This is a genomic window from Helicobacter pylori FD535 (genome assembly GCF_000296015.2).
GTDB classification, from domain to species: Bacteria; Campylobacterota; Campylobacteria; order Campylobacterales; family Helicobacteraceae; genus Helicobacter; species Helicobacter pylori_CT.
The window spans coordinates 1-13,626 of record NZ_AKHP02000062.1 but is presented as its reverse complement, the minus strand read 5'-3'; the positions used below and the strand labels follow the sequence as shown (position 1 = coordinate 13,626).

The window sequence follows — 13,626 nt, the reverse complement described above, 5'->3', positions numbered from 1 at the left end:
GGCTGAAGTGTTTACGGGAAGTCCTGGTAAGTATGTGACTCTCCAAGAGACTTTAGAGGGCTTTGGAGGGATTTTAGAGGGTAAATACGATCATATTCCTGAAAACGCGTTTTACATGGTGGGCAGCATTCAAGAGGTTTTAGAAAAAGCTAAAAACATGAAAAATTCCTAAGGGTTTTGCCATGGCTTTGTTGAAAATTAGTGTGGTAGTTCCTGAGGGGGAGGTTTATACAGGAGAGGTTAAAAGCGTTGTGTTGCCAGGAGTTGAAGGGGAATTTGGGGTGCTTTATGGGCATAGCAACATGATCACCTTGCTTCAAGCGGGAGTGGTTGAGATTGAAACTGAAAACCAAAAAGAGCACATTGCGATCAATTGGGGTTATGCAGAAGTTACCAAAGAACGGGTGGATATTTTAGCCGATGGGGCGGTCTTTATTAAAAAAGAATCAGATGACAGAGATGATGCTATCTCTAGGGCTAAAAAGCTTTTAGAGGACGCAAGCTCTGACAGGTTAGCGGTCTCTAGCGTGCTTGCTAAGATTGAGTCTCTTTAAGGGGATAACATGTTAGATTCAATCGTTTATTTTTTCAATAAGAGCGGGTTTGTTACCACGCTTGTTTTGGTTTGGATTTCGCTTTATTTGGTGATGACTTTATGGGTCTTTTTGTATAAGAGCATTGTGTTAAAGATTGAGCTCAAGCGCGAGATGCAATCTTTGTCTAACATTCTTAATGGGGCGCAAGACGCTCCAGAGCATTTTATGTTTAATAAAAAAAGAAATGATGAGACCAAAAGGTATTCTAATGAATTGTTGCAGGCTTGGAAACATCAAGTTCTTAAGCAAAGCACGACAGGTTTAGTGGTATTGAGCATTATCTCTTCTACAGCCCCCTTTATTGGTTTGTTTGGAACGGTGGTTGAAATTTTAGAAGCGTTTAACAATTTGGGCGCGTTAGGTCAAGCTTCTTTTGGGGTGATCGCACCCATTATTTCTAAGGCTCTTATCGCCACCGCTGCAGGTATTTTAGCGGCCATTCCAGCCTATTCTTTTTACTTGATTTTAAAGCGCAAGGTGTATGATTTATCGGTTTATGTGCAGATGCAAGTGGATATTTTGTCTTCTAAAAAATAAAGCTTTTAAGGGGATTTTATAAATATCTTAAATAGGGAGTTAGAAGGTTTTTATGAATTACGATAACTATTGGGATGAGGACAAACCAGAACTCAATATCACGCCTTTAGTGGATGTGATGCTTGTTTTATTGGCTATTCTTATGGTAACGACGCCCACTCTCACTTATAAAGAAGAGATTGCTTTGCCTTCTGGTTCAAAAACTGCTAGAGCCACTCAAGATAAAATGATAGAGATCCGCATGGATAAAGACGCAAAAATCTATATAGATAGTCAAACCTATGAATACAACTCCTTCCCGGATACTTTTAACTTGCTTTCTAAGAAATACGATAAAGATACTAGGGTTAGTATCCGTGCGGACAAACGATTGACTTATGACAAAGTGATTTATTTGTTAAAAACGATTAAAGAAGCGGGTTTTTTAAAAGTTTCTTTAATCACAAGTCCTTAAAAAGCAGGGCTAATTTGCATGAGTAAGAGCGCGATCTTTGTTGTTTCTGGCTTTTTAGCGTTCTTGCTCTATGCTTTGTTATTATATGGTTTGTTGCTAGAAAGACACAATAAAGAAGCGGAGAAAATCCTTTTGGATTTGGGCAAAAAAAACGAACAAGTCATTGATTTGAATTTAGAAGATTTGCCAAGCGAAGAAAAAAAAGATGAAAAAATCGCTGAAAAAGTAGAAGAAAAAAAAGATGAAAAAGTAGTTGAAAAAAACGCAACTGATAAAGAGGGCGATTTTATTGATCCTAAAGAACAAGAAGAAAGCCTTGAAAATATTTTTTCTTCACTCAATGATTTTCAAGAAAAGACAGATGCAAACGCTCAAAAAGATGATCAAAAAAATGAGCAAGAAGAAGAGCAAAGGCGTTTAAAAGAACAGCAACGCTTAAAGCAAAACCAAAAAAATCAAGAGATGTTGAAAGGTTTGCAACAGAATTTGGATCAATTCGCGCAAAAACTAGAAAGCGTTAAAAACAAAACTTTAGATTTGCAAATTCCTAAACAAGATGGGGTTGATGAAAAGGCTTACCAAGAGTGGTACGCTCAAATCTATCAGATTTTATATAAAGGTTGGAAAGGGGTTTTTTATCACAAGGCTTCAGTGAGCGCTCTGATTATGATCACTAAAGATGGAGAGTTTGATTATACCATTCTTAGCTACTCCGATTTTAAGGATTATAACAAGAGTGTGATGACCCTTTTAAATGATTTAAAGAAAGTGGATTTTCCCCCATATCCTGGAGGAAACATGATTTCTATTCAAGTTAATTTCACCACTAAGGAAGAACAATGAGGTATTTATGGCTTTTTTTAATACACACTATAGGGCTTTTTGCAACAGATAAAACACTAGATATTATTAAAACCATTCAAAAGCTTCCTAAGATTGAAGTGCGCTACTCTATAGATAACGACGCCAATTACGCTTTAAAATTGCATGAAGTCTTGGCGAATGATTTAAAGACTAGCCAGCATTTTGATGTTTCTCAAAACAAGGATCAAGGCGCTATCAATTACGCAGAACTCAAGGATAAAAAAATCCATCTTGTAGCGCTGGTGAGCGTGGCGGTAGAAAACGGCAATAAAATTTCACGATTAAAACTTTATGATGTGGATACAGAAACGCTCAAAAAGACTTTTGACTACCCCATTTTAAGTTCCGATTTATACCCTTTTGCAGCGCACAACATGGCCATTGTGGTGAATGATTATTTAAAAGCCCCTTCTATCGCTTGGATGAAGCGCCTTATTGTTTTTTCTAAATACATTGGACCAGGAATCACAAACATCGCCTTGGCCGATTATACGATGCGCTATCAAAAAGAAATCATCAAAAACAACAGGCTCAATATTTTCCCTAAATGGGCGAACGCTGAGCAAACGGAGTTTTATTACACGCAGTATGGCGAAAGAACGCCCATGATTTTAAAATACAACATCCAAAAAGCCACTCATGAGAATATCGCTAGTTCTCAAGGAATGGCTGTGGTCTCTAGCGTGAGTTCTGATGGCTCTAAAATTTTAATGTCTTTAGCCCCTGATGGCCAACCGGATGTGTATTTGTATGACACGCATAAAAAAACTAAAACCAAAATAACGCGCTATCCTGGGATAGATGTCTCAGGAGTGTTTTTAGAAGATGACAAGTCTATGGCTTTTGTTTCGGATAGATCCGGTTATCCTAACATCTATATGAAGAAATTGGGGTTAAAAGAGAGCGCGGAGCAACTCCTTTATGAAGGGAGAAGCAATGAATCCATTGACGCTTATAAAGATAGTATTGTGTATGTGAGCAGGGAAAATCTTAACGAATTTGGCAAAACAGTGTTTAATTTGAATTTGATCACTCTAAACAGCAAATATATCCGCAGGCTTACTGTGAATGGCTCTAACCAGATGCCTCGTTTTTCTATGGATGGGAGAAATATCATGTATATCAAAAAGACACCCCAAGAATACGCCATGGGGCTTATTTTACTAGACTATAATCAGAGTTTTTTATTCCCTTTAAAGAATGTGAAAATACAAGCCTTTGATTGGTAAGGTTAAATTAAGCGAATATGGGTTAATATTTACACTTATTAAAATTTCATTCTTGGAGAATTTATAATGAAAAGATCTTCTGTATTTGGTTTCTTGGTAGCTTTTTTATTCATAGCTGGTTGTAAACACAACATGGATAAAGAAACTGTGGCTGGTGATGTGAGCGCTAAAACGGTTCAAAGTGCGCCTGTTTCTACAGAGACAGCTCAAGAAAAACAAGAGCCTAAAGAGGAGCCCAAACAAGAGCCAGCTCCAGTGGTTGAAGAAAAGCCGGCTGTTGAGAGCGGGACTATAATCGCTTCTATTTATTTTGATTTTGACAAGTATGAGATCAAAGAATCCGATCAAGAGACTTTAGATGAGATCGTGCAAAAAGCTAAAGAAAACCACATGCAAGTGCTTTTGGAAGGCAATACCGATGAATTTGGCTCTAGCGAATACAACCAAGCGCTTGGCGTTAAAAGGACTTTGAGCGTGAAAAACGCTTTAGTCATTAAAGGGGTAGAAAAAGATATGATCAAAACCATCAGTTTTGGTGAAACCAAACCCAAATGCACCCAAAAAACTAGAGAGTGTTATAAAGAAAACAGAAGAGTGGATGTCAAATTAGTGAAGTAATTCTAGGATGAAAAGGCTTTTTTTTATCCCTTTTATCGCTCCCTTTTTTCTCAATGGGGAGCCTTCAGCGTTTGATTTGCAAAGTGGGGCTACCAAAAAAGAACTCAAGCAGTTGCAAATCAATAGTAAGAATTTTTCTAATATTTTGACCAAAATCCATTCGCAAGTAGAGGCCAACACTCAAGCTCAAGAGGGTCTAAGGAGCGTTTATGAAGGGCAGGCTAATAAGATTAAAGATCTCAATAACGCTATCCTTTCCCAAGAAGAATCCTTGCGGGCCTTAAAAGCTTCGCAAGAAGTGCAGGCTAACACGCTTAAGCAACAATCGCAAACTTTGGAGGATTTGAGGAATGAGATTCACGCTAACCAGCAAGCTATCCAGCAGTTAGACAAGCAAAATAAAGAGATGAGTGAATTATTGACCAAGTTAAGCCAGGATTTGGTTTCACAAATCGCCTTAATCCAAAAAACTCTCAAAGAACAAGAAGAAAAAGCTGAAAAGCCGCTCAAATCAAGCGTTCCGGCTGATAAAAACCCCCCTTTGAAAGCCGAATCCCCAAAAAATCAAGAGAGAAAAACCCAAGAAAAGGCAAAAGTTGAGTTTCATAAAGACTTGTCTAAGCAAAAAGAGATTTTTCAAGAAGCTCTGTCTTTTTTTAAAAATAAATCCTATGCAGAAGCCAAAGAGCGTTTGTTGTGGTTAGAAGCCAATAGTTACCGACTTTATTATGTGCGTTATGTGCTTGGAGAAGTGGCTTATGAAGAAAAGAGGTATAGAGAAGCGATCAAGTATTACAAAGAGAGCGCTCTTTTAAATAAAAAAGCGTCTTACATGCCTGTGCTTTTGTGGCATACGGCATGGTCGTTTAAAAAAATCAAAGACGATCAAAACTATTATAAATTTTTAAACACTTTGCAACACTTGTATCCTTCAAGCGAACAAGCTAAAATGGCAGAAAAAATCTTAGAAAACAAGGAGAAACACCATCATGCAAAACCATGATTTAGAGTCAATCAAACAAGCCGCTTTGATTGAATATGAAGTGAGGGAGCAAGGCTCTGGCGAAGTGCTAGACAGCAATATTTCTAAAGAGCCTTTAGAGTTTATTATAGGCGCTAATCAGATCATAGCAGGGTTAGAAAAAGCGGTATTAAAGGCTCAAATTGGCGAGTGGGAAGAGGTTGTTATCGCCCCAGAAGAAGCTTATGGGGTTTATGAAAGTAGCTATTTGCAAGAAGTCCCTAGAGATCAATTTGAAGGCATTGAATTGGAAAAAGGCATGAGCGTTTTTGGGCAAACTGAAGATCATCAAACCATTCAAGCCACTATCAAAGATTTTAGCAACACGCATGTGATGGTGGATTATAACCACCCGTTAGCCGGGAAAACTTTGGCGTTTCGTTTCAAGGTTTTAGGTTTTAGGGAAGTGAGCGAAGAAGAAATTTTAGCTTCACACCATGGCGGTGGGACGGGTTGCTGTGGCGGTCATGGGGGTCATGGCGGGAAGAAAGGTGGGGGCTGTGGTTGCTCATGCTCGCATGGGTAGTAGGGTATAGGAGTGTTTAAAAGGCAAGGTCATGAATAGTTCTAATCTCAAAAATTGGCTGTTCCCTACCATTTGCTTTTTTTTGTTTTGTTATATTTTAATTTTTTTGATGTTTTTTATGTTTAAAAGTTTGCAATCGCAATCTTTTGGCTCTGTGGCAGAAACCGGAAAAAAACCCATCACCACCACCAAGAAATTTGGTAAGGAATTGCAAAAACAGATTTCAAAAATCCATTAACTTTTTTTCTTTTTTGCCGATACTTGCTGTGATGGAATGAATATCAAATTAAAGGATTTTGCAATGATCAATGCCGTTTCTTCTCTTGCTCCGGTGCAATCTGTGGGGAATTACAAGCGTGTGGAAAAGAATGAAAAAGTTGGAAATAGCGAGGCCGCTCTTGATAAGGTAGCTGAAATCAAGCAAGCTATTGAAAATAACCAGTATAAAATCAACTTGCATGAGACTTCTCACAAAATGGCACAGGATTTATTGGGGATAAGCTAGGGACTTCATTTCTAGGGGGGTTTGTTCTTGCTGTCGTTTTGTTTTCCATTAAATTTTAGTTTCTTTAATGTTTTGAAATGAGTTTGTCGCTCTCTTAAACAGGGCGTGTTTTGTTGTGTGTCAGGAATGATTGATTGGGAATTTTAACTTTTATGGATTTTTGTTCTGGTATTGGTGGAGGCCGTTTGGGCTTGGAGCAATGCCATTTAAAATGCGTAGGGCATGCCGAAATCAATCATGAAGCCCTTAGAACTTATGAATTATTTTTTAAAGATACCCATAATTTTGGGGATTTGATGCGAATCAACCCTAATGATTTACCCGATTTTGATGCGCTCATTAGCGGGTTTCCTTGTCAAGCTTTTTCTATTAATGGCAAAAGGAAAGGGCTTGAAGATGAGAGAGGGACGATTATTTATGGGCTTATTCACATTTTAAAAGTTAAACAGCCTAAATGTTTCTTACTTGAAAATGTTAAGGGCTTGATCAACCATAAGCAACAAGAAACTTTTAAAACCATTATCAAAGCCTTGCAAGAAGCGGACTATACAACTTATTATCAAATTTTAAACAGCGCTGATTTCCAATTAGCCCAAAAGAGAGAACGCCTTTATATCGTAGGGTTTAGGAAGGATTTAAAACGCCCGTTTAATTTCCCTTTAGGTTTAGCCAATGATTATTGTTTTAAGGATTTTTTAGACGCTGATAATGAGTGTTATTTGGATATTAATAACGCTGCATTTCAGAAATATTTGCATAATAAATACAACCATAACCGGGTTTTTTTAGAGAATCTCTTAACTTCAGAAAACGCCGTTTTAGACACAAGACAATCTGATTTAAGGTTGTATTTTAATGTTTTTCCTACTTTAAGGACTTCTCGGCATGGCTTGTTTTATATTCAAAAAGGTAAAATCAAAAGATTAAACGCAACTGAAAGTTTGCTTTTACAAGGATTTCCTAGGGATTTGATCGCTAAGATTAAAGATAATCCTAACTTTAAAGAAAGCCATTTATTATCCCAAGCAGGGAATGCGATGAGTGTGAATGTGATTGCTGCAATCGCTAAACAAATGTTAAAGGCGATTCAATAAGGGAGCTTTAAGGGGAGAATGATTTCAAAATACCCCCTATCCCCTTAAGAAATTGGGTTTTATCATAAAATAAAATGGCATAGTATTTGCTTGAATACGGCTGAAACAAGAGCTAAAGGATTTGTTATGGTCGTTTTACATTCTCATTTAGAAAACGCGCTCAACCAATTGAAAGCATTGATTGACTTAACAGAGCGCGATACAAGAGACATCAAGCTCGCTAAACACACCGAAATTTTTGAAAGAAACCATCAAAAACAGCTAGCGATTCAAGCTTTTGAAAAAGAAAAAGCAAATATAGATGTGCAAATGCTGTCTTTAAGAAACCAATTCCCTAATAAGGAAATGAATGAATTATTAGACGAAAAAACGAGCGATTTTTTAAACCAAATGCGAGAGTCCTTGCTTGTTTTGAAAGAAAAAAACTTGATTTATTCGCGCATGGCGTTTGCGGTTTCTGAGTTTTATTCTTCGCTCATCCAACAAATCATTCCCCATGACACTTGCGATTATAAAGGCTCTAGGCATGTGGGGAGCCATTTTTTAAGAGTGCAGGCGTAAAATGGGCGGAATCTTATCTTCACTCAACACTTCTTACACCGGCTTGCAAGCCCATCAGAGCATGGTGGATGTTACTGGGAATAATATTTCTAACGCTAGCGATGAATTTTATAGCCGCCAGCGCGTGATTGCAAAGCCTCAAGAGGCTTACATGTATGGCACTAAAAATGTGAATATGGGCGTGGATGTAGAAGCCATTGAAAGGGTGCATGATGAGTTTGTTTTTTCTCGTTACACGAAGACTAATTACGAAAACACTTATTACGATACAGAGTTTTCGCACTTGAAAGAAGCGAGCGCGTATTTTCCGGACATTGATGAAGCGAGTCTTTTTACGGATTTGCAAGATTATTTTAACTCATGGAAAGAATTGTCTAAAAACGCCAAAGACTCCGCTCAAAAACAAGCCCTCGCTCAAAAAACAGAAGCTTTAACGCACAACATTAAAGACACCAGAGAAAGATTAACGACCTTACAGCACAAGGCGAGTGAAGAATTAAAAAGCGTGATTAAAGAAGTCAATAGCTTGGGTTCTCAAATCGCTCAAATCAACAAACGCATTAAAGAAGTGGAAAACAACAAGAGCTTGAAGCATGCGAATGAATTAAGGGATAAGCGAGATGAGTTAGAATTCCATTTGCGAGAGCTTTTAGGGGGGAATGTTTTTAAAAGCAGCATTAAAACCAATTCTCTCACAGATAAAGACTCAGCGGATTTTGATGAGAGCTATAACCTTAATATCGGGCATGGATTCAATATCATTGATGGCTCTATTTTCCATCCTTTAGTGATTAAAGAGTCCGAAAATAAAGGGGGTTTGAACCAGGTTTATTTTCAAAGCGATGATTTTAAGGTTACTAATATTACTGACAAGCTCAATCAGGGAAAAGTGGGGGCGTTATTGAATGTGTATAATGACGGCTCTAACGGGACTTTGAAGGGCAAATTGCAAGATTATATTGATTTGTTGGATTCTTTTGCTAGGGGCTTGATAGAATCCACTAATGCGATTTACGCTCAAAGCGCGAGTCATCACATTGAGGGCGAGCCTGTGGAGTTTAATAGCGATGAAGCCTTTAAAGACACGAACTACAATATCAAAAACGGCTCGTTTGACTTAATCGCTTACAACACCGATGGTAAAGAAATCGCCAGAAAAACCATTGCTATCACGCCCATTACAACCATGAACGATATTATCCAAGCCATTAACGCTAACACTGATGACAATCAAGACAATAACACCGAAAACGATTTTGATGATTATTTCACAGCGAGTTTTAACAATGAGACTAAAAAGTTTGTTATCCAGCCTAAAAACGCTTCGCAAGGGTTGTTTGTTTCTATGAAAGATAACGGCACGAATTTTATGGGAGCGTTAAAACTCAACCCTTTTTTTCAAGGCGATGACGCTTCTAATATCAGCTTGAATAAAGAATACAAAAAAGAGCCTACCACTATCCGCCCATGGCTTGCCCCCATTAACGGGAATTTTGATGTGGCGAACATGATGCAGCAATTGCAATACGATAGCGTGGATTTTTATAACGACAAGTTTGACATTAAACCAATGAAAATCAGCGAGTTTTATCAATTTTTAACCGGTAAAATCAACACGGACGCTGAAAAATCAGGGCGTATCTTAGACACTAAAAAAAGCATGTTAGAGACCATTAAAAAAGAGCAACTCTCTATTTCGCAAGTGAGCGTGGATGAAGAAATGGTGAATCTAATCAAGTTTCAAAGCGGCTATGCGGCTAACGCTAAGGTCATTACCGCCATTGATCGGATGATAGACACTTTATTGGGGATTAAACAATAAGTTTTCTACCCATAGCGTTTTTATCAAATAAGCCTTTTTTATAACCAACTCTCAAACAATTAATAGCATCATGTAAGTTATAAGCGAGAGGGTGTTTTGTAAAGCTTGTGTTATAATAACGATTATTGTTGATTGAAAGGAAAACAGATGAGACGGAGTTTTTTGAAAACGATTGGCTTGGGTGTGATAGCGCTCTCTTTGGGTTTGTTAAACCCTTTGAGCGCGGCGAGTTACCCCCCCATTAAAAACACTAAAGTAGGCTTAGCCCTTTCTAGCCACCCGCTAGCTAGTGAGATCGGTCAAAAGGTTTTAGAAGATGGGGGTAATGCGATTGATGCGGCGGTAGCGATAGGTTTTGCTCTAGCGGTCGTCCATCCTGCAGCAGGCAATATTGGTGGTGGGGGTTTTGCGGTTATCCATTTGGCTAATGGTGAAAATGTTGCCTTAGATTTTAGAGAAAAAGCCCCCTTGAAAGCCACTAAGAACATGTTTTTAGACAAGCAAGGCAATGTAGTCCCTAAACTCAGCGAAGATGGCTATTTGGCGGCTGGGGTTCCTGGAACGGTGGCGGGCATGGAAGCGATGTTGAAAAAATACGGCACTAAAAAACTATCGCAACTCATTGATCCTGCTATAAAATTGGCTGAAAATGGTTATGCGATTTCACAAAGACAAGCAGAAACCCTAAAAGAAGCAAGGGAGCGGTTTTTAAAATACAGTTCTAGCAAAAAGTATTTTTTTAAAAAAGGGCATCTTGATTATCAAGAAGGGGATTTGTTTGTCCAAAAAGATTTAGCCAAGACTTTGAATCAAATCAAAACGCTAGGCGCTAAAGGTTTTTATCAAGGGCAAGTCGCTGAGCTTATTGAGAAAGACATGAAAAAGAATGGAGGGATTATCACTAAAGAAGATTTAGCCAGTTACAATGTGAAATGGCGCAAACCCGTGGTAGGGAGTTATCGTGGGTATAAAATCATTTCTATGTCGCCGCCAAGTTCAGGAGGCACGCATTTGATCCAGATTTTAAATGTCATGGAGAATGCGGATTTAAGCACCCTTGGGTATGGGGCTTCTAAGAATATCCATATCGCTGCAGAAGCGATGCGTCAGGCTTATGCGGACAGGTCGGTTTATATGGGAGACGCTGATTTTGTTGCAGTGCCGGTGGATAAATTGATTAATAAAGCGTATGCCAAAAAGATTTTTGACACTATCCAGCCAGATACGGTTACGCCAAGCTCTCAAATCAAACCAGGAATGGGGCAGTTGCATGAGGGGAGCAACACCACGCATTATTCTGTAGCGGACAGATGGGGGAATGCAGTCAGCGTTACTTACACCATTAACGCTTCTTATGGGAGCGCTGCTAGTATTGATGGGGCAGGATTTTTATTGAACAATGAAATGGATGATTTTTCCATAAAGCCTGGGAATCCTAATCTCTATGGTTTAGTGGGGGGCGATGCGAATGCGATTGAGGCCAATAAGCGCCCTTTAAGCTCCATGTCGCCTACGATTGTGTTGAAAAACAATAAGGTTTTCATGGTAGTGGGAAGCCCTGGAGGGTCTAGGATTATCACTACGGTGTTGCAAGTGATTTCCAATGTCATTGATTATAATATGAATATTTCTGAAGCGGTTTCAGCCCCTAGATTCCACATGCAATGGCTCCCTGATGAATTAAGGATTGAAAAGTTTGGCATGCCCGCTGATGTGAAAAATAACCTCACTAAAATGGGCTATCAAATCGTTACTAAGCCGGTCATGGGCGATGTGAATGCGATCCAAGTTTTGCCTAAAACTAAGGGGAGCGTTTTCTATGGATCAACGGATCCAAGGAAAGAATTTTAATTCTTTGTCATATACAGGTTTTTAATCCTATTTAGCCTTATTTTTTTGGAGGGGGGGACTTTTTTAGCGAGAAAATCTTAAATTTAGTTTTAAAATTTATAAAAATAGTGTAAAATTTCTCATTACAAGAGACGATATTAGATCTAAAATGGTGTATGCAGAATGGAGTTTGAGGATGTTTGCTGGTTCTAGAACGCATGCAGTTTCTTTTTTGAGATTGGTAGCCATTGACATTATGTTTGATCTTATTAAAGCAGAGGAGTAACAATGGGATATGCAAGCAAATTAGCCTTGAAGATTTGTTTGGCAAGTTTATGTTTGTTTAGCACTCTTGGTGCAGAACACCTTGAACAAAAAAGGAATTTTATTTATAAAGGGGAGGAAGCCTATAATAATAAGGAATATGAGCGGGCGGCTTCTTTTTATAAGAGTGCTATTAAAAATGGCGAGCCGCTTGCTTATGTTCTTTTAGGGATCATGTATGAAAATGGTAGGGGTGTACCTAAAGATTACAAGAAAGCGGCTGAATATTTTCAAAAAGCGGTTGATAACGATATACCTAGAGGGTATAACAATTTAGGCGTGATGTATAAAGAGGGTAGGGGCGTTCCTAAAGATGAAAAGAAAGCCGTGGAGTATTTTAGAATAGCTACAGAGAAAGGCTATACTAACGCCTATATCAACTTAGGCATCATGTATATGGAGGGTAGGGGAGTTCCAAGCAACTATGTGAAAGCGACAGAGTGCTTTAGAAAAGCGATGCATAAGGGTAATGTAGAAGCTTATATCCTTTTAGGGGATATTTATTATAGTGGGAATGATCAATTGGGTATTGAGCCAGACAAAGATAAGGCGATTGTCTATTATAAAATGGCGGCTGATATGAGTTCTTCTAGAGCTTATGAAGGGTTAGCAGAGTCTTATCAGTATGGGTTAGGCGTGGAAAAAGATAAGAAAAAGGCTGAAGAATACATGCAAAAAGCGTGTGATTTTGACATTGATAAAAATTGTAAGAAAAAGAACACTTCAAGCCGATAATTCTCAAACTTGGGCTTGATTCAAGGATTTTTGTTTGATGCTAAGTAGCGTGTTTTTTGAACAATTGATTGGAAGCGATAGATTAAAGATATTGCATTTTTCATGGCTAAATAGCTTTATACTAAAAACTTTAGCCAAAAAACATTGCTTGCTATAACTTTGCTTGGTTGGTCTCGCCTGAATATTCTCTTAACAAACCCCTAAATTTACAAACTCCAATAACGCAGAAATCCCTACAAGCGGGAGAGATGCGATCACTTTTGGAACTAATAACCTAAACCCTGAAATTGTTGAATTTCTACACAAAAACAACAAGAAAATGATTATAGAAAAAGCCTCTAACAAAGAATTAGAACTTTTAGCTGACGCTAACTTTAAACACCCTAAAAACATAAGAGCGAGTTTAGATCATGATGCTATCGCTCATATACTCAAAAGGCATGGCGTTAATTCTGTTAATGTTAGGAATGGAGAAATCCCTATTACTTACGAAGATATAGCTAATTATAGATATATCGTTAATAACGCCGATGCAATTCTTAGAACTTTAGACAAATACGATCAAGAAGCTATAACGGCGTTTAAACAAGTTAATGGCTATGCGGTAGTGGTAGAGCAAGCGATCAATAAGAAAAATGAATTAGTTTTAAAAACAATGTTCAAGAACAATGGGAGTTATAAAAATAATGAAGTTTATAAAGAATTTTCAAGCACCTCACTCAACGCTGATGCGAAGGTGTGCCATAGGTTGAGTTCCTATAGTGGTGCTACAGAGAATCCTACACAAAAACCCCTAAAAAGTCAAGAGGATTTATCAAAAAATACAGAATTACATAACAAAACCACACAAGAAGCTAAAAATTTAAGCCCTTTAGAACAAGCCAAAGCCGAAAAGCTTGCGAAGTTACAA

16 protein-coding genes and 1 pseudogene are annotated in these 13,626 nt (G+C 38.1%); all 17 read left to right on the top strand.

Annotated features, from left to right (window positions below):
• Positions 1-172 (top strand): annotated as a pseudogene (locus DV63_RS18300) (F0F1 ATP synthase subunit beta); the annotation flags it as partial.
• 10 nt (positions 173-182) lie between these two features.
• Positions 183-554, top strand: a complete 372-nt coding sequence (gene atpC / locus DV63_RS16335; RefSeq protein WP_001196329.1) for an ATP synthase F1 subunit epsilon — start codon at positions 183-185, stop codon at positions 552-554.
• Between the two features lie 9 nt (positions 555-563).
• Positions 564-1,133, top strand: coding sequence for a MotA/TolQ/ExbB proton channel family protein (locus DV63_RS16330; protein WP_000887313.1), 570 nt, complete (start codon positions 564-566; stop codon positions 1,131-1,133).
• A 52-nt stretch (positions 1,134-1,185) separates the two neighbouring features.
• The gene (locus DV63_RS16325) at positions 1,186-1,587 is read left to right on the top strand and encodes an ExbD/TolR family protein (protein ID WP_001105106.1); all 402 of its coding nucleotides are present in this window, start codon (positions 1,186-1,188) and stop codon (positions 1,585-1,587) included.
• Positions 1,588-1,605: 18 nt separating this feature from the next.
• Positions 1,606-2,430, top strand: coding sequence for an energy transducer TonB (locus DV63_RS16320; protein ID WP_000045085.1), 825 nt, complete (start codon positions 1,606-1,608; stop codon positions 2,428-2,430).
• Complete coding sequence (gene tolB / locus DV63_RS16315; protein ID WP_001269989.1) at positions 2,427-3,680, top strand: Tol-Pal system protein TolB; 1,254 nt, start codon at positions 2,427-2,429, stop codon at positions 3,678-3,680. Before DV63_RS16320 ends, tolB begins: the two co-directional genes overlap by 4 nt.
• A gap of 66 nt (positions 3,681-3,746) precedes the next feature.
• Positions 3,747-4,298 carry an outer membrane protein Omp18 gene (locus DV63_RS16310; RefSeq protein WP_000831114.1) on the top strand — a complete coding sequence of 184 codons (552 nt, stop codon included), beginning with the start codon at positions 3,747-3,749 and terminating at the stop codon, positions 4,296-4,298.
• A 7-nt stretch (positions 4,299-4,305) separates the two neighbouring features.
• Positions 4,306-5,301: a tetratricopeptide repeat protein gene (locus DV63_RS16305; protein WP_000825117.1), complete on the top strand. Its 996-nt coding sequence runs from the start codon at positions 4,306-4,308 to the stop codon at positions 5,299-5,301.
• The gene (locus DV63_RS16300) at positions 5,288-5,845 is read left to right on the top strand and encodes an FKBP-type peptidyl-prolyl cis-trans isomerase (protein ID WP_001179278.1); all 558 of its coding nucleotides are present in this window, start codon (positions 5,288-5,290) and stop codon (positions 5,843-5,845) included. The genes DV63_RS16305 and DV63_RS16300 overlap by 14 nt, the downstream gene beginning before the upstream one ends.
• Before the next feature lie 31 nt (positions 5,846-5,876).
• Positions 5,877-6,083: a hypothetical protein gene (locus tag DV63_RS16295; protein WP_001088955.1), complete on the top strand. Its 207-nt coding sequence runs from the start codon at positions 5,877-5,879 to the stop codon at positions 6,081-6,083.
• Positions 6,084-6,146: 63 nt separating this feature from the next.
• Entirely contained in the window at positions 6,147-6,350 is a 204-nt protein-coding gene (locus DV63_RS16290; protein ID WP_017179727.1) for a flagellar biosynthesis anti-sigma factor FlgM, read from the top strand.
• Between the two features lie 134 nt (positions 6,351-6,484).
• Positions 6,485-7,444 carry a DNA cytosine methyltransferase gene (locus DV63_RS16285; RefSeq protein ID WP_000512161.1) on the top strand — a complete coding sequence of 320 codons (960 nt, stop codon included), beginning with the start codon at positions 6,485-6,487 and terminating at the stop codon, positions 7,442-7,444.
• Positions 7,445-7,570: 126 nt separating this feature from the next.
• On the top strand, positions 7,571-8,005 hold the full coding sequence (locus tag DV63_RS16280; RefSeq protein WP_000260880.1) for a hypothetical protein: 435 nt from the start codon (positions 7,571-7,573) through the stop codon (positions 8,003-8,005).
• A gap of 1 nt (position 8,006) precedes the next feature.
• Positions 8,007-9,827: a flagellar hook-associated protein FlgK gene (flgK, locus tag DV63_RS16275; RefSeq protein WP_000508929.1), complete on the top strand. Its 1,821-nt coding sequence runs from the start codon at positions 8,007-8,009 to the stop codon at positions 9,825-9,827.
• 147 nt (positions 9,828-9,974) lie between these two features.
• Positions 9,975-11,678: a gamma-glutamyltransferase gene (ggt, locus tag DV63_RS16270; protein ID WP_001254476.1), complete on the top strand. Its 1,704-nt coding sequence runs from the start codon at positions 9,975-9,977 to the stop codon at positions 11,676-11,678.
• A gap of 267 nt (positions 11,679-11,945) precedes the next feature.
• Positions 11,946-12,716: an HP1117 family Sel1-like repeat protein gene (locus DV63_RS16265; RefSeq protein ID WP_000540123.1), complete on the top strand. Its 771-nt coding sequence runs from the start codon at positions 11,946-11,948 to the stop codon at positions 12,714-12,716.
• 319 nt (positions 12,717-13,035) lie between these two features.
• Positions 13,036-13,626, top strand: a 591-nt coding sequence (locus tag DV63_RS16260; protein WP_020982482.1) for a DUF3519 domain-containing protein, incomplete at its 3' end; no start/stop codon positions are given.